Here is a 20,119-nt window from a genome sequence, read left to right on the forward strand (position 1 = left end):
TAGGCAGGGCCGACCGCCTGTTTTTATTGTCATGCCCGGGCTTGACCCGGGCATCCAGAGATTGTCGACATCCTCTGGATTGCCGGGTCAAGCCCGGCAATGACAGAAGAGAAACACGGTCAGGCCTGTCCTCTTCGCTTGACCCCATCAATACAGCCCCGTCAGCTTCTCGGGCCGCGCGGCGTTGCGGCCCTGCAGGAAATAGCGGTCGGCGATCGCCTCGGACAGCTGCATCAGCTTCTGCTCGAAGCCCAGGATCTGGCTGTTGTCCAGGGATTCGGCCTGGGCCGCCGACAGGGTGCCGGAGATGATGGTGGCCAGCCGCAGCGGCGCCTCCGGCATGCCGTCCTCGCGCAGCGACGGCAGGGCCTTCAGGTGCTCCAGCAGCCGCTCGACCTGGAACGCCACCGCCCGCGGGTTGAACGGGTCCAGCACCACCATGTCGCGCACCGGCGCGAGGGCTGGACCGATGACGTAGCGCGACCGGTAGCTGATCTGGGAGTCGACGAGGTCCAGCAGCGCGTCGAGGTCGTCGATGGTGGTGTCGGGCTCGGCCAGGTGGCGGGCGAAGCGGCAGGTGTTGATGCCGCGCTCGATCCGCCGCCCCATGTCGAGGAAGCGCCAGCCGGCGACCTGGTTCATGTTCTCCTGCGCCAGGCCGGACAGGGCGGCGATCACATGCAGGGCCCGGTCGGCGCGGTGGAAGGTCTCGCCCTCCGGCAGCTCCGCCTCGCCGGGCAGGCCCAGCCGCTCCTCCAACTCGGCCAGCAGCGGCCAGGAATCGGCGGACAGCCGCTCGCGGATGCCGGAGGAGGCGCGCCGCGCCGAGCGCACCAGCGAGATCGCGGCGCCGTAATTCTCCGTCTGGTTCAGGGCCGCGGCGGCGACGGCGCTGGCGCTGTCGCCCGGCTTCGGCCGGGGCACGGCGCCCCAGGCCACCAGCAGCTTCTGCAGCCGGTCCAGCGTCTGGCCGCTGCCATGGATGGCGGGATCGGCCTCGACCAGGCTCGAGCACAGCCGCCGCACCAGCCGCAGTGTCGCCTCGGCGCGCTCGAGATAGCGACCGAACCAGAACAGGTGGTCGGCGGCATGGCTTGGCAGGTTGCCGGCGATCCGGCGTATGGGCACGCGGTCCTGCCGGGGCAGCAGCGACGTGGCCTCGACCGGTTTGTCGGCCAGGATCCAGACATCGGCGGTCTGCACCCCCTGGCCCATCGACACGGCGCGCGCGTCCAGCCGGTCGGAGATGCGGCAGAAGCCGCCCGGCATCACCTTCCAGCCGTCCGGCGTGGCGGCGGCGAAGACGCGCAGCACGAAGGGCCGCGGCACCAGCTTGCCGTCCTGCCAGGCCGGCGTGGTCGACAGCCGCGCCACCTCCTGCCCGACATAGTCCACGGGACGGGTCCGGATCGCCGCCTCCAGCCGCGCCCGCTGCGATGCCTCGGCGCCGAGCACGGAGGGCTGGCCGGGAAAGCCGGGAACGGTGGCGCCGAAGGCGGCCGCGATCGCCAGCTCGGGCAGCGCGGCCAGCACCGTCTCGCGCTCCTGCGGCTGGCCGCACCACCAGGTGGCGACATTCGGCAGCTTCAGGTCCTCGCCGCGCAGGCGGCGGCACAGCGCCGGCAGGAAGCTCAGCAGGATCCGCGCCTCGGCCAGTCCGGCGCCGGGCATGTTGGCCACCACCACCTGGCCGCCGCGGATCGCCTCCAGCAGGCCCGGCACGCCGAGGCGCGAGGATGTGTTGAGCTCCAGCGGGTCGCAGAAATCGGCGTCGACCCGGCGCCACAGCACGTCGGCGCGCTTCAGCCCGGCGATGGTGCGGACATGGATCCGCCCGTCATGCAGCACCAGGTCGTCGCCCTCGACCAGCATCAGGCCGAGATAGCGCGCCAGATGCGCCTGCTCGAAATAGGTCTCGCTGTAACGGCCGGAGCTGAGCAGGCAGATGCGCGGGTCGGAGCGGTCCGCCACCGCCGCCAGCCCGGCGCGCAGCGCGCCGAAGAACGGGGCCAGCCGCTCGACATTCATCTCGTGGTACAACGCCGGCAGGGCGCGCGACAGGATCAGCCGGTTCTCCAGCGCATAGCCGCCGCCGGACGGCGCCTGGGTCCGGTCGTTCAGCACCCACCAGCGCCCGTCCGGGCCGCGGCCCAGATCGGCGGCGTAAAGATGCAGGTAGCGGCCGCCCGGCGGCGCCACGCCGTGCAGCGGGCGCAGGAAGTCCGGGCTGCCGGCGACTGCCGCGGCGGGCAGCGCCCCCTCCGCCACCAGCCGGCCGTCGCCATAGAGGTCGCGCAGCACGGTCTCCAGCAGCTCCGCCCGCTGGATCACCCCGGCCTCGATCTCGCGCCATTCCGCCGCCGAGACCAGCAGCGGCACGCGGCTCAGTGGCCAGGACCGTTCGCTGGCCTCGCCATGGACGCGATAGGATACGCCGGTGTCGCGGATATGCCGGTCGGCGGCGGCGAAGCGGCGCTCGGCCTCATCCGGCGCCAACCTGGCCATGACGTCCAGGAAGTCCCGCCAATAGGCGCGCGGCTTCCCGTCCGGGCCGATCAGCTCGTCCGGCACGCCGGGCAGGGGGGTGTAGCCGGCGATCCAGTCCTGCAGGCGCCGGGCCGCGGTCCGGGCCGTCATCGCATCCTCCCCGGCGCGCAGCGAAGCTTCACCGGCCAACGGGTGTCCTGAGATCCAAGGTCAACGGAAATTCGCTCGTTCGCTCTTCGGCCGGCATGGCCATCGGCCCGGGAGTATGCCCGTGATCCTGGAAGCGCGCGAGCCGTCGCGCTTCGGCTTCGTACGAATTTACCGGAAATGTGTCGTAACTCCGGCCGCCGGGATGGGCGGAGTGGTAGACGAAGCCACCCAGCGACCGCCCGTTCCAGGCATCGATCACGTCGAAGGTCAGCGGGGTGTGGACCGGGATGTTCGGGTGCAGGCCGCTGGGCGGCTGCCAGGCCTTGAAACGGATTCCCGCCACCGCCTCGCCCGAGGTGCCGGTGCCGTTGAGCGGCAGGCGGCGGCCATTGCAGGCGATGATGTGGCGGCCGGGGACGAAGCCCTCGGCCCGGATCTGCAGCCGCTCGACCGAGCTGTCGACATAGCGGGCGGTGCCACCGCCGGCACCTTCTTCGCCCATCACGTGCCAGGGCTCCAGCGCCTGGCGCAGCTCCAGCGCCACGCCGCCGCGCTCGGCCCGGCCCAGGATCGGGAAGCGGAACTCACGCTGGGCCTCGAACCAGTCCGGATCGAAGGCATAGCCGGCCCGCTTCAGGTCGGACAGCACGCCGAGCATGTCCTGCCAGACGAAATGCGGCAGCATGAAGCGGTCGTGCAGCGCGGTGCCCCAACGCACCAGCCCGCCCTGCTGCGGCTCGCGCCAGAACCAGGCGAGCAGGGCCCGCAGCAGCAATTGCTGGGCCAGGCTCATGCGGGCGTCGGGCGGCATCTCGAAGGACCGGAACTCGACCAGGCCCAGGCGGCCGGTCGGGCCGTCCGGCGAATACAGCTTGTCGATGCAGATCTCGGCGCGGTGGGTGTTGCCGCCGACATCGACCAGCAGGTTGCGGAACAGCCGGTCGACCAGCCACAGGGGCAGGGGGCCGGCCTCGGGCGGCGGCACCTGGGCCAGGGCGATCTCCAGCTCGTACAGCGAATCGTGCCGTGCCTCGTCGACCCGCGGCGCCTGGCTGGTCGGGCCGATGAACAGGCCAGAGAACAGGTAGGACAGGGCCGGGTGGCGCTGCCAGTACACCACCAGGCTCTTCAGCAGGTCGGGGCGGCGCAGGAAGGGCGAATCCGCCGGGGTGACGCCGCCGAGGACGACATGGTTGCCGCCGCCGGTGCCGATATGGCGGCCGTCGGTCATGAACCGATCGGTGCCCAGCCGGGTCTGCCGCGCCTCCTCGTACAGGCCGGCGGTGATCTCGACCGCCTCGCGCCAGCTGGCGGCGGGGTGGACATTGACCTCGATCACGCCCGGATCCGGCGTCACCTTGATCACCTGCAGCCGCGGGTCATGCGGCGGCGGGTAGCCCTCGATCTGAATCGGCAGGCCGGCCTCCGCGGCGACGGCCTCGATCTCGGCCAGCAGCTCGAGATAGTCCTCCAGCCGCTCGACCGGCGGCATGAACACGCACAGCACCCCGTCGCGCGGCTCGAAGCTCAGCGCGGTGCGGACCACGTCCTCGACCGTCGGATCCCGCTGCGGCGCGACCGGCTGCCGCGGGGCGACCCCGCCGGCCGCCACCGCCGGGCGGGGCTGGTGGAAGTCCGGCAGCGGCGGGTGCTCGTCGAACGGATCCTGCGGCACGACCTCGGGATACTCGTCCTTCGGCACCCAGGGCAGCGAGCTCAGCGGCAGGCGCAGCCCGACCGGGGAGTCGCCGGGGATCAGGAACAGCCGGCCGCGGCGCAGGGCCCAGCGCTCGCTCATCCAGCGCCCGCCGTGCCGCGCGGCCCAGCGCTGCACCGGCAGGACGTAGCCGGTGGGGGCGGCGAGGCCGCGCTCGAAGGTCCGGATCATGCGGGCGCGCTCCTCCGGGTCCGCGATCTTCGGGTCCCGCAGGTCGACATTGGCCGGCAGCTCGGCCTCCTTCAGCAGCCAATGCGCCGGATCCTCATAGGCCGGCATGACATAGCCGGTGAGGCCGAGCCGTTCGGCAACGCGCTCGGCGAAGCGCCCGGCCTCGGCGGCGCCGGCCTCGGCCGGGCGGGCGGCCTCGGTCGCGAGCAGGCCGGGGTCGCGCCAGACCGGCTTGCCGTCGCGCCGCCAGTACAGGCCGAAGGCCCAGCGCGGCAGGCTTTCGCCCGGATACCATTTGCCCTGGCCGTAATGCAGCAGTCCGCCCGGGCCGAAGCGGGTCCGCAGCCGCCGGATCAGGTCGTCGGCAAAGATGCGCTTGGTCGGGCCGACCGCGGCGATGTTCCATTCCGGCGACTCGAAATCGTCGATCGAGACGAAGGTCGGCTCGCCGCCCATGGTCAGGCGGACATCCTGGGCCGCGAGGTCGGCATCGACCTGCTCGCCCAGCCGGTCGAGCGCCTGCCACGCCTTGTCCGAGAACGGCATGGTGATGCGGATCGGCTCGATGATGCGCGACACCTCCATCGCGAACTCGAATTCGACCTCCGCCGGCTCGACCACGCCGCTGATCGGGGCGGCGGAGCGGTAATGCGGCGTTGCCGCCAGCGGGATGTGGCCCTCGCCGCACAGCAGGCCGGAGGTGGCGTCGAGGCCGATCCAGCCGGCGCCGGGGATGTAGACCTCGGCCCAGGCGTGCAGGTCGGTGAAGTCCTTGTCGGTGCCCTTCGGACCGTCCAGCGGGTCGATGTCGGCCTTGAGCTGGATCAGGTAGCCGGAGACGAAGCGGGCGGCCAGGCCCAGCCGGCGCAGGATCTGCACCAGCAGCCAGGCGGAATCGCGGCAGGAGCCGGCGGCCAGGGCCAGCGTCTCCTCCGGCTCCTGCACGCCGGGCTCCAGCCGGACCAGGTAGCGGATGTCGTGCTGCAGCCGGGCGTTCAGCCCGACCAGGAAATCGATGGTGCGTGCCTCTTCTTGAGGCAGCCCCGCCACGAAAGCGGTCAGGCGCGGGCCCGCCGGCTCCGGCTCGAGATAGGGCGCGAGCTCGACGCGCAACTCCTTGGGGTAGGCGAAGGGATAGGCCTCGGCGTAGGGCTCCATGAAGAAGTCGAACGGGTTGATGACGGTCATCTCGGCCGTCAGGTCGACCTCGATCGCGAACTCCGTCGCCTTCTCCGGGAACACCAGCCGCGCCAGCCAGTTGCCGTGCGGGTCCTGCTGCCAGTTCACGAAATGCTCGGCCGGCGTGACGGTCAGCGAATAGCTCGGGATCCGGGTGCGGCTGTGCGGCGCCGGGCGCAGCCGGACCACCTGGGGCCCGAGCGCCACCGGGCGGTCGTAGCGGTAGCGGGTGACGTGGTGAAGGGCGGCGACGATGGACACGGACGCTCCTGCCTCGGCTGGACCACGGGACGTCCCGCAGTCGGAGAGTGAGACTGTGCGCGTCTGCAAGCAAGAAGCATGCAAGCGCCGACCGAGGCTTGACCCGGAGCGGTCGATCGCGTCCCCTTCGCCCGGGCGGCAGGAGGGAGGCGGATGGAGGGGGCGTACACGGTCGGCTTCCTGCTGATCCCGAACTTCCCGCTGATGCCCTATGCCGCGGCGATCGAGCCGCTGCGCGCCGCCAACCTGCTGGGCGGGCGCGAGCGTTACCGCTGGCTGCATTTCAGCCCGGACGGGCAGCCGGTGCGTGCCTCCAACGGCATCGCCATCGCCCCGGACCGGCCGCCGGAAGCGATGGCCGAGGCCGACCTGCTGGTGGTCTGCGCCGGCACCGGGGTCGAGGGCTTCGACCACCCGCCGACCCTGGCCCGGCTGCGCGACTTGGCGCGGCACGGCACGGCCCTGGGCGCGGTCTCCGGCGGTCCCTACCTGCTGGCCCGGGCCGGGGTGCTGGGCGGCCACCGCTTCACCCTGCACTGGGACCACCACGCCGCCTTCGCCGAGCGCTTCCCGGAGCTGGAGCCGAGCGGGCATCTGTTCGAGATCGACCGCGGCCGGCTGACCTGCTCCGGCGGCATCGCCGCGCTCGACCTGATGCAGGCCCTGATCGGCCGGCGCGACGGCCCGGCCCTGGCCGCCCAGGTCGCGGACTGGTTCATGCACACCCAGCTGCGCCATGGCGACGACCCGCAGCGGCTCGACCCGCGCCGACGCTTCGGCGTCAGCCATCCCGGCCTGCTGGCGGCCCTGGCGGCGATGGAGCAGCGGATCGAGGAGCCGCTGTCGCGGCCGGAGCTGGCGGCGATCGCCGGCCTGTCGCTGCGCCAGCTCGAACGCCTGTTCCGCGACCGGCTCGGCCGCAGCCTGGCCGAGCATTACCTCGACCTGCGGCTGCGCGCGGCGCGGCGCCACCTGCGTCAGACCACGCTGTCGGTGACCGAGGTGGCGCTGGCCTGCGGCTTCGTCAGCGCCAGCCATTTCTCGCGCAGCTACCGCACCCGCTTCGGCCATCCTCCGGCGAAGGAGCGTGAGGGCTGAGCCGCTTGTCCCATTGGGACATGCCAGTGGCGCGCTGAGGCAAATCGCGATCCGGGTCTGCCGGATACTGCAGGCCATCCGGCGGTGGAGGCTGCGTGCGCTATTCGATCTTCTCGGTGCTGGGCCAGGCCCTCAGGGGCCAGAAAGGCTGGACGCCGGCCTGGCGCGACGCGGCGCCGAAGCCGGATTACGACGTCATCATCGTCGGAGGCGGCGGGCATGGCCTGGCCACCGCCCATTACCTGGCCAAGGAGCACGGCATCACCCGCGTCGCGGTGCTGGAGAAGGGGTGGATCGGCGGCGGCAATGTCGGCCGCAACACCACCATCATCCGCTCCAACTACCTGCTGCCCGGCAACATCCCGTTCTACGAATGGTCGATGAAGCTGTGGGAGGGGCTGGAGCAGGACCTGAACTACAACGCCATGGTCAGCCAGCGCGGCGTCTTGAACCTGTTCCACTCCGACGCCCAGCGTGACGCCTATGCCAGGCGCGGCAACGCCATGCGGCTGCACGGCGTCGATGCCGAGCTGCTGGATCGCGACCAGGTGCGGGCGCTGGTGCCGCTGCTCGACTTCGACAATGGGCGCTTCCCGATCCAGGGCGGGCTGCTGCAGCGCCGCGGCGGCACCGTTCGGCACGACGCCGTCGCCTGGGGCTATGCCCGCGCCGCCGACAGAAGCGGCGTCGACATCATCCAGAACTGCGAGGTCACCGGCATCGCGGTCGAGGATGGCGCCGTGGTCGGGGTCGAGACCAGTCGCGGCCGCATCCGAGCGGCCAAGGTCGGGTTGGCCTGCGCCGGCAACTCCTCCCGCGTCGCGGCCCTGGCCGGGCTGAAGCTGCCGATCGAGAGCCATGTGCTGCAGGCCTTCGTGTCGGAGGGGCTGAAGCCGCTGGTCGACGGCGTCATCACCTTCGGCGCCGGGCATTTCTACGTCAGCCAATCCGACAAGGGCGGCCTGGTCTTCGGCGGCGACATCGACGGCTACAACTCCTACGCCCAGCGCGGCAACCTGCCGGTGGTCGAGGATGTGGTCGAGGGTGGCCTCGCGATCCTGCCGCAGCTCGGCCGGCTGCGCCTGCTGCGGCAATGGGGCGGGCTGATGGACATGTCGATGGACGGCAGCCCGATCATCGACCGGACGCCAATCCGCGGCCTCTATCTCAACGCCGGCTGGTGCTATGGCGGCTTCAAGGCGACGCCGGCCTCGGGCTGGTGCTTCGCCCACACCATCGCCCATGACGCGCCGCATGCGCTGAACGCGGCCTACCGCCTCGACCGCTTCGCCACCGGCCACCTGATCGACGAGAAGGGTGTCGGCGCCCAGCCGAACCTGCACTGAGGGACATCTGAGATGCGCATCCCCTGTCCCCATTGCGGCGAGCGCGCGGCGGAGGAGTTCAGCTATCTTGGCGACGCCACGGTGACGCGGCCGGCGCCGGACGCCGGCATCGACGCCTTCGTCGACTATGCCTACCACCGCGACAACCCGGCCGGGGCGCTGGCAGAATACTGGTATCACGGCGGCGGCTGCCGCTCCTGGCTGGTGGTGACCCGCAACACGCGCGACCACCGCATCCTCGGCGCCGTCGACGCCCGGGCCCGAGGGGAGGCTCAGCGATGACCTCCTACCGCCTCCCTTCCGGTGGGCTGATCGATCGTTCGGCGACGCTGCGCTTCCGCTTCGACGGGCGCGAGCTCGCGGGCCATCCCGGCGACACCCTGGCCTCGGCCCTGCTGGCCAACGGCATCGGATTGACCGGACGATCGTTCAAATATCACCGCCCGCGCGGCATCCTCTCGGCCGGGGCGGAGGAGCCGAACGCGCTGGTCGAACTGCGCCGCGGCGCCCGGCGGGAGCCGAACAGCCGTGCCACCATGGTCGAGCTGTTCGACGGGCTGCAGGCGGACAGCCAGAACCGCTGGCCGTCCCTCGGCTTCGACCTGATGGCGGTGAACGGGCTGCTGTCCCCGGTCTTCGCCGCCGGCTTCTACTACAAGACCTTCATGTGGCCGGCCCGGTTCTGGGAGACCGTCTACGAGCCGCTGATCCGCCGCGCCGCCGGCCTCGGCCATGCCGCCACCGCGCCGGACCCCGACCATTACGAGAAGGCGACGATCCACTGCGACGTGCTGGTGGTCGGCGCCGGCCCGGCCGGGCTGGCGGCGGCGCTGGCGGCCGGGCGGTCTGGGGCGCGGGTGATCCTGTGCGACGAGGGCGCCCGCTTCGGCGGCAGCCTCTTGTTCGAGCACCGCTCGGTTGGCGACCGGCCGGCGCCGGACTGGGCTGCCGCGGCCGAGTCCGAGCTGGCGAGCCTGCCCGAGGTGCGAGTCTTGCACCGCACCACCGTGTTTGGCGTGTTCGACCACGGCACCTATGGCGCGGTCGAGCGAGTCGGCGACCATCTCCCAGTGCCCGAGCCGCACGCGCCGCGCCAGCGCCTGTGGCGCATCGTGGCGAAGCGCTGCGTGCTGGCGGCCGGCAGCCTGGAGCGGCCGCTGGTGTTCGGCGACAACGACCGGCCCGGCGTGATGCTGGCCGGTGCGGTCCGGACCTATCTGAACCGCTACGCCGTGGCGCCGGGCCGCCGCGCCGTGGTCTTCGCCAACAACGACACCGCCGGCGCCGTGGCCGCCGACCTCGCCGCCGCCGGGGTGGCGGTGGAGGCGATCGTCGACGCAAGGCCGGGATCGACGCTGCAGCAGGCCGGCGCGCGGCTCCTGGCCGGCGCTGTGGTGACCCGCGCCATCGGCGGCGCGCGCGGCCTGCACGCGGTCGAAATCCGCGACGCGTCGGGCCGGTCGGCAACGCTGCCCTGCGATCTGCTGGCGATGTCCGGCGGCTTCAGCCCGAATGTCCACCTGACCTCGCATCTCGGCGGCCGCCCCGCCTGGAACGCAGGCCTCGCCGCCTTCGTCCCGGGCGACCTGCCCGCCGGCATGACCGTGGCCGGCAGCGCCGCCGGCGTGTTCGACCTGGCCGGCTGCCTCGCCGGCGGCGGCCGGGCCGGGGCCGAGGCCGCGCGCGATTGCGGCTTCAACAGCGGCAGCTTCGATCCGCCGGAGGCGGCGCCGGAGCCGACCGGCGTCAGCCCGCTCTGGCGGGTTCAGGGCGGCGGCGGCAAGCGTTTCGTCGATTTCCAGAACGACGTCACCGACAAGGACATCGAGCTGGCCGAGCGCGAGGGCTTCCGCGCAGTCGAGCACCTCAAGCGCTACACCACACTCGGCATGGCGACCGACCAGGGCAAGACCTCGAACGTCAACGCCATCGGCATCATGGCCGAGCTCACCAGGCGCGACGTCGAGGCGGTCGGCACCACCCGCTTCCGCCCGCCCTATACCCCCGTGTCGCTGGGCGCCTTCGCCGGCCACGCCCGCGGCCGCGACTTCCGCCCGACCCGGCTGACCCCGTCGCATGACTGGGCGGCGGAGCAGGGGGCGGTGTTCGTCGAGGCCGGGGCCTGGCTGCGCGCCCAGTACTTCCCGCGTCCCGGCGAGAAGGACTGGCTGGAGACGGTCAGCCGCGAGGTGCGGCAGGTCCGCTCCGCCGTCGGCTTCTGCGACGTCTCCACCCTCGGCAAGATCGACCTGCAGGGCGCCGACGCGGCCGAGTTCCTGAACCGGCTCTACATCAATACCTGGACCACGCTGCCGGTCGGCAAGGCGCGCTACGGGCTGATGCTGCGCGAGGACGGCATCGTCATGGATGACGGCACCACCTCGCGGCTGGGCGAGGACCGGTTCCTGGTCACCACCACCACGGCCAATGCGGCCAAGGTGTTCCAGCATATGGAGTTCTGCCACCAATGCCTGTGGCCGGAGCTCGACGTGCAGTTCACCTCCGTCAGCGACCAGTGGGCGCAGTTCTCGGTGGCCGGGCCGAAGGCGCGCGCGCTGCTGGCCCGGATCGTCGACGCCCCCTTCGACATCGGCAACGAGGCCTTCCCCTATCTCGCAGCGGCCGAGCTGACGGTCTGCGGCGTCGTCGCCGCGCGGCTGTTCCGTATCTCCTTCTCCGGCGAGCTCGCCTATGAGGTCGCGGTGCCGGCGCGGTTCGGCGACGCGCTGGTGCGCCGGCTGATGCAGGTCGGCGCCGATCTCGGCGTCACCCCCTACGGCACCGAGGCGCTGGGCGTGATGCGGATCGAGAAGGGCCATGCCGCCGGCAACGAGCTGAGCGGCCAGACCACCGCCGCCGATCTCGGCCTCGGCCGGATGATGTCGACCAAGAAGGACTATATCGGCCGGGTCCTGGCCGGGCGGCCGGGGCTGGTGGATCCGGTGCGGCCGGCCCTGGTCGGCTTCCGGCCGGTCGACCGGTCGCGGCGGCTCCGGGCCGGGGCGCATTTCATCCCGCAGGGCGCTGTGGCCACGGCAGCCAACGACCAGGGCTACATGACCTCGGTCGCCTTCTCGCCGGCCTTGGGCCACTGGATCGGCCTTGGCCTGCTGTCCGGCGGCCCGGCGCGGATCGGCGAGACCCTCCGCGCCTGCGACCCGGTGCGCGGCGAGGAAATAGCGGTCGAGGTGATGTCGCCCGTGTTCCACGACCCGGAAGGGGAGCGCCTGCGTGCCTGACCTCACCCCCCGATCCGCCTTCATCGGCTTGCCCGGCCGGACCGGCCGCGCCGAGGGCGAGCCCGGCGTCATCGTTCGCCCGCGCAACGGTTTGGCGATGGCCAGGCTGATCGCCCGCAAGGGCCGGGCCGGTGATCTCGCCGCCGCGGTCCGGTCCCGCACTGGCCTGGACCTGCCATCGATGCCGAAGCGGGTGGAGCAGGGCGGCCTCGCCTTCATCTGGTCCGGCCCCGGCCAATGGCTCGCCGTGGCCGAGGACGGCCGCGACCTGGCGCGCGAGCTTTCGGGGGCCGTCGGCGCCTTCGCGGCCGTGAGCGACCAGAGCGATGGCCTCGCCGTGCTGCGAGTCTCCGGACCGCAGGCCCGCGACGCGCTGATCAAGGGCGTCGGTCTCGACCTGCATCCGCGCGCCTTCGGCCCGGGCGACTCGGCGGTGACCGTGATCGCCCATGTCGGCGCCCAGCTCTGGCAGCTCGACGACCGCCCGACCTACGAGATCGTGGTCTACCGCAGCTTCGCCGGCAGCCTCTGGCGCTGGCTCGAAGCCTCCGCGGCGGAGTTCGGCTGCGCGGTCGAGGCCGGCTGAAAGACGTGCTGCGGCCGGCCTATTCGGCCAGGCTGCGGACGACATCCAGGGTGGCGGCTGCCATCTCGGAGCGCATCCAGCCATGCTCGTGGTCGCGATGGCTGCGCTCGTGCCAGATCATCGAGACCTCGTAGGACGGGGATTCGATCGGCAGCTCCATCACCGCCAGCGGCAGCATCGCGGCCGCCCGCATCGCCACCCGGCGCGGCACCGTGAGCACGAAATCGGTCTCGCTCACCATCATCGGCGCCATCATCATGTTGGGCACGGTCAGCGGGTCCTGGTCCGGCAGCCTGAGCTTGGCCAGCGGATCGTAGACCTGGCCGAAGCCGCTCCCGGAACTCGGCGCGATCACGGCATGGCGGAGCGTGCGGAACAGTTCCGCCGTCCATTCGTGCTGCAGCGCGGGATGGTCGCGGCGCAGCAGGCAGGCGAACCGGTCCGTGTACAGCGTGCGCCGGAAGAATCCCGGCGGCGTGTCGTCGACCTGGCCGAGGGCGAGATCGGTCTCGCCGCTCTCGAGATGCCTGAGCGTTCCGGCCAGGAGAGGATTGACGACGATATCGAGGTTCGGCGCCCGCGACCGCAGGCGCGGCAGCAGCCGCGGCAGCAGCACCAGCGCCTGATGCTCCGGCATCGCGACGGCGATCTTCGACTTCGTGTCTTCGGGCCTGAAGCCGCGGCTGGCCAGGATCTCGCGGATCGAGCCCATGGTGGGGGGCAGCTTCGCCAGCAGCTGTTCGCCGCGTGCCGTCGGGGCCAGCCCGGTCGAGGTGCGCACCAGCAATTCGTCGTTGAACATGCCCCGCAGCCGCGCCAGGGCCCGGCTCATCGCCGGCTGGCTCAGGCCGACGCTCTGGCCGGCATAGGTCACGTTGCGCTGTTCCAGCAGCGCCTCCAGCGCCACCAGCAGGTTCAGGTCGACCGAGGCGAGGTTGATGCCGCCGACGCGCCCGGCTCCCTCGCCCTTGCCGAGCGCCGCTCGCCCGGCCGTCGCAGCTCCGTCTCCGATGCGATCGGCATGCCGGCTCAGGCTCATAGCCATGTCTGTGTGCATGCGCTCCTCCTCGGCTCTGGCGTCCCGGGCCGGCGGGGTTCGGCGGTCAATCCATCCGGATGCCGTCGAACCACCGCCGTTTCGTATGATTGCGGCTTGTGGATAACTTGCTAGGTATCGAGGATTACGGTCCTCCGGCGCACGGTGCCGGGGTTGCCGAGATTGGGAATTGTCAGACAAGAAAAACATCGAGCTAGGCGGGCCCGCCCAATATCGGCCTCTCCCAGCCTCTGGTGAGTCCCATGGTTCTTCTCCCTCGGTCGGGAATGTTCCGCATCGTCGTGACGCGAGGCTGCGTGGCCAGCGGCCGGCGAATTGCGGAGTTTTTTGGGCAGGTTTTTCTTCCGTCGCCGATACTATTGTGGCGGATTCGGCGCTCGGTCAAACGATTGAGACGCATAAGGACGCATACTTCTGCCGAAAAATTCAAAAACTCCATTGTATCAATGGCGTTTCCGGTCCATTGATGGCGGGTTCGGATCCCGAGAGGGAAGGAGCCGCATCGATGACAAGGGGGCAGGACCCCAGCATCCAGGCTGGACCCGCCAGGCCGGTCCGATCGGTCGGGCGGCCGCGCACGATCGACGCCTCCCATGCCACCCTGGCGCAGCTGCTGACGCTGATCCGCAGCGGCCGCGCCACCACCCGGCTCGACCTTGAGCGCGAGGCCGAGCTCAGCCGCGCCATGGTGGCCGACCGGCTCGCCATCCTGACGGGGCTGGGGCTGGTCGAGGAGGGCGATCTCGGCCAGCCCGGCCGCGGCCGGGCGCCGCGCCATCTGCGCTTCCACGGCGGCGCTGGGGCGCTGCTGGTGGCCGCGCTCGACCGCTCCACGATTGCCGTCGGCGTCGCCGACCTGACCGGGCGGCTGCTCGGCGAGCACCATGAGGCGGCGGATCTCAGCGCCGGCCCGGCCGCGATCCTCGATCGGTTGACCACGCTGTTCCTGTGGCTGATGGAGGATCACGGCGGCAGATCGGCGATCTGGGGCGTCGGCCTAGCGCTTCCGGGGCCGGTCGGGACCGGTGACGGGGAGGGGGCCGGACTCCGGCTGGAGACGCTGGAGGACTGGGCCAGCTTCGATCTCGTCGCCGAGATGGCGCTGCGCCTCGGCGCCCCGGCCTGGGTCCAGAGCAGCACCCAGATGATGACGATGGGCGAATTGCGATCGGGGACCGGCGCCCCCGACATGCTGTTCGTCAATCTCGGGCACAGCATCACCGCCGGCGTCGTCTCCGGGGGCCGGCTGCATCGTGGTGCCCAGGGCGCCGCCGGCATGATCGGCCATGTTCCGACCGGCGAGGACGGAGCCGTCACCTGCCGTTGCGGCAGCCGCGGGTGCCTTGAGGCAGTGGCGGGCGGCGATGCCGTCGCCCGCAGCGGCCTGGCGGCGGCACAGGACGGCCGCAGCCGCTATCTCGCCGATGCGCTGGCCCGCAGCGGCGAGCTGACGGCCGCCGATGTCGGGCACGGCGCCCAGCTCGGCGACGCCTTCTGCGCCGAGCTGATCGCCCGCTGCGGGCGGCTGGTCGGCGAAAGCCTGGCGCCCCTGGTCAATCTGCTGAATCCGTCGCTGGTCGTCCTCGGCGGCAATGCGGACCCGTCTGGCGACATTCTGCTTGCCGCCATCCGCGAAGCCATCTACCGCCAGTCCCATCCCCTGGCCACGCGGGATCTCCGGATCGTCCGGTCGCGGATGGGCGGATCCTCCGGCCTGGTCGGTGCGGCCCAGGTGGCGGCCGACGAGCTGTTCGCGACCGAGATGCTGCAGGGCTGGATCACCCTGGGCACGCCGCGGCGCCTGCCCGGCCTGCCGGCCCTCGCGAATGCGGCCCGGTCGCGGAGCCGGGCGGACGACGCGCCGGCCCGGCTGTCGCCGGTGCCGCGGTAGACGGGTATGGTGAGGCTGGGGAGACGAGGATAGCGATCGAGGCACAGGGGGGCGCATGGTGATCAAGGGCCTGGGGCCGCATGGCGAACGGGCGGTACCGGCCGACCAGATCGCGATGTCGGAGGCGGAGGCCGCTGCCGCGCGTGCCGGCCGCTTCAGCGTCGCCGTCGTGCTGCACACCACGACCAGCGACTGGTCGAGCCAGGAGCTGGCAGGGATCGCCACCGTGCTCGGCTCATACTCCGCCGCGGTGGTCGAGGTGGTCGATTGCGGCTTCGACGGCGAGGCGCAGAGCGAGGCACTGCAGCGCCTGGCGCAAGAACCGGTCGATGCCGTGATCAGCATCCCGATCGGCAATGCCCGGGTGGCCGAGGCGCATATGGCGATCTCGCATGCCGGCAAGGCGCTGGTGCTGCTCGACAATGCGCCGACGGGCATGCTGCCGGGCGCGGACTATGCCTGCATGGTGTCGACCGACAATTTCGGCCTCGGTGCGATGGCGGCCGAGCTGCTGGCGCCGCACCTGCCGGAGGAGGCGGTGGCCGGCATCGTCAACTACGGCGTCGACTTCTTCGCCACCAATGAGCGCGAGATCGCGTTCCGCAAATGGATGCAGCTGCACCGGCCGGACGTCACGCTGGTCCGCGGCAAGTTCCGGGCGATCGACGACGCCGGCGCGGCCTTCGATCGCCTCCTGGCCGAAAACGGTGATCTGGAAGGGCTGTTCGTGACCTGGGACGAGCCGGCCATCAGGGTCGTCTCGGCGGTGCGGGCGCGGGGGCTCGGCCTGCCCATCGCCACCGTGGATCTCGGCGTCACGGTCGCCACCGAGCTCAGCGAAGGCGACCTGATCAAGGGCATCGCCTCGCAGCGCCCTTACGACCAGGGCATGGCCGCCGGCCTCGCGACGCTGCTGGCTCTGGTCGGCCGGCCGCTGCCGCCCTGGGTCGCGCTGCCAGGTCTCGCGGTGACCGATCAGAACGTCGTCGAAGCCTATCAGGTGGTCTGGCACGCTCCGGCGCCGCCGGGCCTGTTGCGGGCACGACGGTTGGACGTGCGGAAGCGGGCGACGTCGTAGCCGGCCGCCTGCGCCTCGCACAGCACCCATGGCCTAGCGTCTGAAGAAATTTTTCATCCGAATTTTATTGTTGATGAAAAATACCATCTGACACAGCATGTCGGCATGCTCGACGCCGCCTTTTCCTCCGCCGTCCTCGGCCGCCTGCGTGGCCGGCTGATCGTATCCTGCCAGCCGGTCGTGGGTGGCCCGCTCGACCGCACCGAATTCGTGGTGGCGCTGGCCCGGGCGGTGGTCGGCGCCGGCGCCGCCGGCCTCCGGATCGAGGGGGTGGAGCGGGTCGCCGCGGTCTGCCGCATCACCGGGGTGCCGGTGATCGGCATCGTCAAGACCGACCTGCCCGACAGCCCGGTCCGGATCACGCCGCACCTCGCCGATGTCGACGCCCTGGCCGAAGCCGGTGCCGAGATCATCGCCTTCGACGCCACCGACCGGATCCGTCCGGTCGCTGTGGCGGAACTCATCACTCGCATCCACGGCCATGGCCGCATCGCCATGGCCGATGTCTCGACCCGCGCCGAGGGCCGGGCGGCCGCGGCGGCCGGCGCCGACATCGTCGCCTCGACCCTCGCCGGCTATGTCGCGGGGCCGGAGCCGACCGAGCCGGACCTCGCCCTGGTCGCCGACCTGGCGGCGGACGGCTTCACCGTGATCGCCGAGGGCAATGTGCGGACGCCGGAGCATGCCGCCTCGACCCTGGCCGCGGGGGCGCATGCGGTGGTCGCCGGCTCGGCCATCACCCGGCCGGAACATGTGACGCGCTGGTTCCTCGACGCCCTTGGCGCGGGCTGAGGGCCATTCACCAAAAACAAGCAGGGGGCAAACCATGATGACGATTTTGCGCAAGACCCTACTGGCCGGGCTGGCTTTGTCGGTGTTCTCCTCCGCCGCCATGGCGGGCGAGGTCACGCTGCTGTTCTGGCCGGGGCCGGAAAGCGAAGCGATGCAGAAGGTGCTGGACGCCTACAATGCCGGGCCGGGCCAGGCCGACGGCATCACCGTCAAGCAACTGCTGTTCAGCCGCCAGGGCTATTTCGAGAAGGAGCAGGCGGATCTCGCGGCGGGGTCGAGCGAGTTCGACCTGGCGCTGGTCACCACCTACACGCTCGGCCGCTACGCCCCCTATCTCGACCCGATCGACGTGCCGGCCGAGGCCAAGGCGGCCTTCGCGCCGGTGTCTCTGCAATCCCTCACCTTCGACGGCAAGCTGTATGGCGTGCCGACCGACATCTCGGTGCATTTCCTCTATTACCGCAAGGACCTGGTCGACCGGCTGCTGTCCGACCCGGAGTGGCAGAAGCGCTACGCCGCGATCGCCAAGGAGAAGCTCGGTCGCGAGATGCAGCCGAAGGCGCCGGACGACTGGAGCTGGGACGACTGGATCGCCACCGCTTTGTTTTTCAGCGTCGCCGACAACCCGGACAGCCCGACCCGCTTCGGCACCGTGCTGCAGATGAAGAACCTGATCTTCAACGTGATGCTGTGGCAGGCGACCTTGGTGTCGAATGGCGGCGACTGGCTGGCCGACGGCAAGCCGGCGATCGACGGCCCGGCCGCCCGCACCGGCCTGCAGGTCTACAAGACCCTGATCGACGCGAAGGCGACGCCGCCGGGATCGATCAGCTACGAGTATCCGGAGGCCAACGCCGCCTTCCAGGCCGGCCAGGCGGCGACCATGCTGCAGTGGAACGCGGCCTTCAACGAGCTGAACGACCCGGCGAAGTCGCCGACCGTCGCCGGCAAGATCGGCCTGGCCCCGCTGCCGGCCGGCAGCGCCGGGCACAAGAGTCATGTCCATTCCCTCGGCATCGGCCTGAACACCGCGTCGAAGAACAAGGCCGACGCCGGCAAGGTCCTGGCCTGGCTGGCGACCAAGGACGCCATGACGGTCTACGCCCAGGCCGGCGGCACCCCGCCGGTGCCGGAGATCCTGAAGGCGATGGCGGCGGCCCGGCCGGAATTCCCGCTGGTCGGCGATTTCGTCGACCGCTATGGCTTCGTCGTCACCGGCGGCACCGCCGCCTATGCCGTCCCGATCTATGAGGTGCTGGCCGAGAAATTCTCCGCCTTCTGGGCCGGGCAGCTCGACCTCGACACCGCGCTGAAGCAGGCGGCCGAGGGCATGGCCGACCGGATCAAGGGCTGATGGCGGGGGCCAGGGCCGGGCGCCGGCCCTATGAGGGGCGCTGGGACGGGCTGTGGCTGCTCGGGCCGCTGCTGTTGTTCCTGGCGCTCCTGCTCGGCTTCCCGGCCGTCGCCAACCTGGTCTACAGCCTCAGCGAGGTGCGCTTCACCGGCCTGTGGTCGCCGCGCTGGGTCGGGCTCGACAACTACCGGACGGTGCTGGCCGACCCGGCCTTCTGGGGCGCGGTCGGCTTCTCCGCCCGCTTCGCCGTGGTGGTCACCGCGGCGCAGCTGGTGCTCGGCTTCGCCCTGGTGCTGGTGCTGGACCCGCTGATCGCCAAGCGGCGCTGGCTGATGGCGTTCCTGCTGCTGCCGATGATGGTGTCGCCGGCCCTCTTGGGCGTGATGTACCGGCTGATGCTGAACGACTTCGTCGGAGTGATTCCGCAATACCTGCAGCTGGTCGGATTCAGCGGCAACCTGCTGGGCGTCGACTGGGCCTTCACCACCGTCGCGGTGATCGAGGTGCTGCAGTGGACGCCCTTCGCCTTCCTCGCGCTCTTGACCGCCTACCAGGCGATCCCGGGCGACCTGGTGGAGGCGGCGCGGATCGACGGTGCCGGGTCGTGGGCCGTGTTCCGCCGCATCACCCTGCCGCTGATGGTGCCGGCGCTGGCGATCACCGGCTTCATCCGCTTCATCGACAGCTTCCGGGTGTTCGACCACATCTATGTGCTGACCGGCGGCGGCCCCGGCACGCTGACCCAGAGCCTGTCGATCTACATCTACCGCACCTTCTTCCAGCAGGATCGGATCGGCCCCGCCGTCGCCGCCTCCATGCTGCTGCTGCTGGCCTCGATCGTGGTGCTGCGCCTGCTGATGGCGCAGATGCTGAGGGGATCGCGGGGATGACGCGCCTCGTCTCAGGCCTGCGCTGGGCGGTGTTCCTGCTGGCGGTCCTCATCCTCAACATCCCGGTCATCGTCACGCTGCTGACCTCGCTGAAGACCACGCTCGACATCAACGCCTATCCGCCGGTCTGGCTGTTCGCGCCGACGCTGGAGCATTACGGCACGGTGCTGACCGACCGATCGCTGGACTTCCCACGCTACCTGATGAACTCGACCGTCATCGCCCTCGGCGGCACGGTGCTGGCGCTCGGGCTCGGCGTGCCGGCCGCCTATGCCATGGCCCGGCTGGGGAAGGGGACCAAGACCATCCTGCCGGTGGTCACCAACCTGCGCGCCCTGCCGCTGGTGATCTTCGCCATCCCGTTCTACCTGTTGTATCAGGCGCTCGGCCTGCTCGACACCCGGCTGGGCCTCGCCTTGATCTCCTGCATCATCAACCTGCCGCTGGCGCTGATCCTCTTGGTCGGCTTCCTGCAGGACCTGCCGCAGGAGATCGAGGAGGCGGCGCGGGTCGACGGCGCCTCGACCTTCGCCGTGCTGCGCCACATCGTGCTGCCGCTGGCCCGGCCGGTGCTGGTGGCGGTCGCCATCCTCAGCTTCATCTACAGCTGGAACGAGTTCCTGTTCGGCCTGATCCTGACCACCCGCAACGCCGTGCCGGTGACGGTCGGCGCCACCTTCTTCATCACCTCCTGGGGCGTGAGATGGGGTGCCACCGCGGCGGCGATGATGCTCAGCGTGCTGCCGCCGCTCTTGCTCGGCCTGGTCAGCTACCGCTATCTCGGCCGGGCGATGCTGGCCGGCGCGGTGAAGGGGTAGGATGG

At 71.0% G+C, this 20,119-nt stretch carries 14 protein-coding genes; 11 read left to right on the forward strand and 3 right to left on the reverse strand.

Annotated features, from left to right (window positions below):
• Positions 1-147 precede the first annotated feature (147 nt).
• Both AB4Z01_RS15290 and AB4Z01_RS15295 read right to left on the reverse strand, forming a co-directional pair.
• A complete protein-coding gene (locus AB4Z01_RS15290; RefSeq protein ID WP_441694963.1) occupies positions 148-2,637 on the reverse strand; it encodes a circularly permuted type 2 ATP-grasp protein in 2,490 nt (829 codons plus the stop codon).
• Between the two features lie 28 nt (positions 2,638-2,665).
• Entirely contained in the window at positions 2,666-5,965 is a 3,300-nt protein-coding gene (locus AB4Z01_RS15295) for a transglutaminase family protein (RefSeq protein WP_441694965.1), read from the reverse strand.
• Between the two features lie 153 nt (positions 5,966-6,118).
• On the opposite strand from AB4Z01_RS15295, the gene AB4Z01_RS15300 reads away from it, so the two are divergent.
• The 5 genes from AB4Z01_RS15300 (at position 6,119) to AB4Z01_RS15320 (ending at position 12,234) form a co-directional block, all read left to right on the forward strand.
• On the forward strand, positions 6,119-7,063 hold the full coding sequence (locus AB4Z01_RS15300; protein WP_441694967.1) for a GlxA family transcriptional regulator: 945 nt from the start codon (positions 6,119-6,121) through the stop codon (positions 7,061-7,063).
• A 95-nt stretch (positions 7,064-7,158) separates the two neighbouring features.
• Positions 7,159-8,409 (forward strand): sarcosine oxidase subunit beta family protein, encoded by a 1,251-nt coding sequence (locus AB4Z01_RS15305; protein ID WP_441694969.1) that lies wholly within the window; start codon positions 7,159-7,161, stop codon positions 8,407-8,409.
• 12 nt (positions 8,410-8,421) lie between these two features.
• Positions 8,422-8,691, forward strand: coding sequence for a sarcosine oxidase subunit delta (locus tag AB4Z01_RS15310; RefSeq protein WP_441694970.1), 270 nt, complete (start codon positions 8,422-8,424; stop codon positions 8,689-8,691).
• On the forward strand, positions 8,688-11,648 hold the full coding sequence (locus tag AB4Z01_RS15315; protein ID WP_441694971.1) for a sarcosine oxidase subunit alpha family protein: 2,961 nt from the start codon (positions 8,688-8,690) through the stop codon (positions 11,646-11,648). Before AB4Z01_RS15310 ends, AB4Z01_RS15315 begins: the two co-directional genes overlap by 4 nt.
• Positions 11,641-12,234, forward strand: a complete 594-nt coding sequence (locus tag AB4Z01_RS15320) for a sarcosine oxidase subunit gamma (RefSeq protein ID WP_441694973.1) — start codon at positions 11,641-11,643, stop codon at positions 12,232-12,234. Before AB4Z01_RS15315 ends, AB4Z01_RS15320 begins: the two co-directional genes overlap by 8 nt.
• 19 nt (positions 12,235-12,253) lie before the next feature.
• Here the strand turns inward: AB4Z01_RS15320 and AB4Z01_RS15325 are convergent, their stop codons facing one another.
• A complete protein-coding gene (locus tag AB4Z01_RS15325; RefSeq protein WP_441694974.1) occupies positions 12,254-13,291 on the reverse strand; it encodes a LysR family transcriptional regulator in 1,038 nt (345 codons plus the stop codon).
• Between the two features lie 505 nt (positions 13,292-13,796).
• Here AB4Z01_RS15325 and AB4Z01_RS15330 point away from each other — a divergent pair.
• The 6 genes from AB4Z01_RS15330 to AB4Z01_RS15355 all read left to right on the forward strand — a co-directional run bounded on the left by AB4Z01_RS15330 (position 13,797) and on the right by AB4Z01_RS15355 (position 20,114).
• The gene (locus AB4Z01_RS15330; protein WP_441694976.1) at positions 13,797-15,182 is read left to right on the forward strand and encodes an ROK family protein; all 1,386 of its coding nucleotides are present in this window, start codon (positions 13,797-13,799) and stop codon (positions 15,180-15,182) included.
• Positions 15,183-15,237: 55 nt separating this feature from the next.
• On the forward strand, positions 15,238-16,260 hold the full coding sequence (locus tag AB4Z01_RS15335) for a substrate-binding domain-containing protein (protein ID WP_441694978.1): 1,023 nt from the start codon (positions 15,238-15,240) through the stop codon (positions 16,258-16,260).
• 105 nt (positions 16,261-16,365) lie between these two features.
• Positions 16,366-17,052: an N-acetylmannosamine-6-phosphate 2-epimerase gene (locus tag AB4Z01_RS15340; RefSeq protein WP_441694980.1), complete on the forward strand. Its 687-nt coding sequence runs from the start codon at positions 16,366-16,368 to the stop codon at positions 17,050-17,052.
• Positions 17,053-17,086: 34 nt separating this feature from the next.
• Complete coding sequence (locus AB4Z01_RS15345; RefSeq protein ID WP_441694981.1) at positions 17,087-18,406, forward strand: ABC transporter substrate-binding protein; 1,320 nt, start codon at positions 17,087-17,089, stop codon at positions 18,404-18,406.
• Positions 18,406-19,296 (forward strand): carbohydrate ABC transporter permease, encoded by an 891-nt coding sequence (locus AB4Z01_RS15350; RefSeq protein ID WP_441694982.1) that lies wholly within the window; start codon positions 18,406-18,408, stop codon positions 19,294-19,296. The genes AB4Z01_RS15345 and AB4Z01_RS15350 overlap by 1 nt, the downstream gene beginning before the upstream one ends.
• Positions 19,293-20,114: a carbohydrate ABC transporter permease gene (locus tag AB4Z01_RS15355; protein ID WP_441694984.1), complete on the forward strand. Its 822-nt coding sequence runs from the start codon at positions 19,293-19,295 to the stop codon at positions 20,112-20,114. The genes AB4Z01_RS15350 and AB4Z01_RS15355 overlap by 4 nt, the downstream gene beginning before the upstream one ends.
• The last annotated feature ends 5 nt before the right edge of the window (positions 20,115-20,119 follow it).

Source organism: Inquilinus sp. YAF38 (assembly GCF_052113205.1).
Lineage (GTDB): Bacteria > Pseudomonadota > Alphaproteobacteria > DSM-16000 > Inquilinaceae > Inquilinus.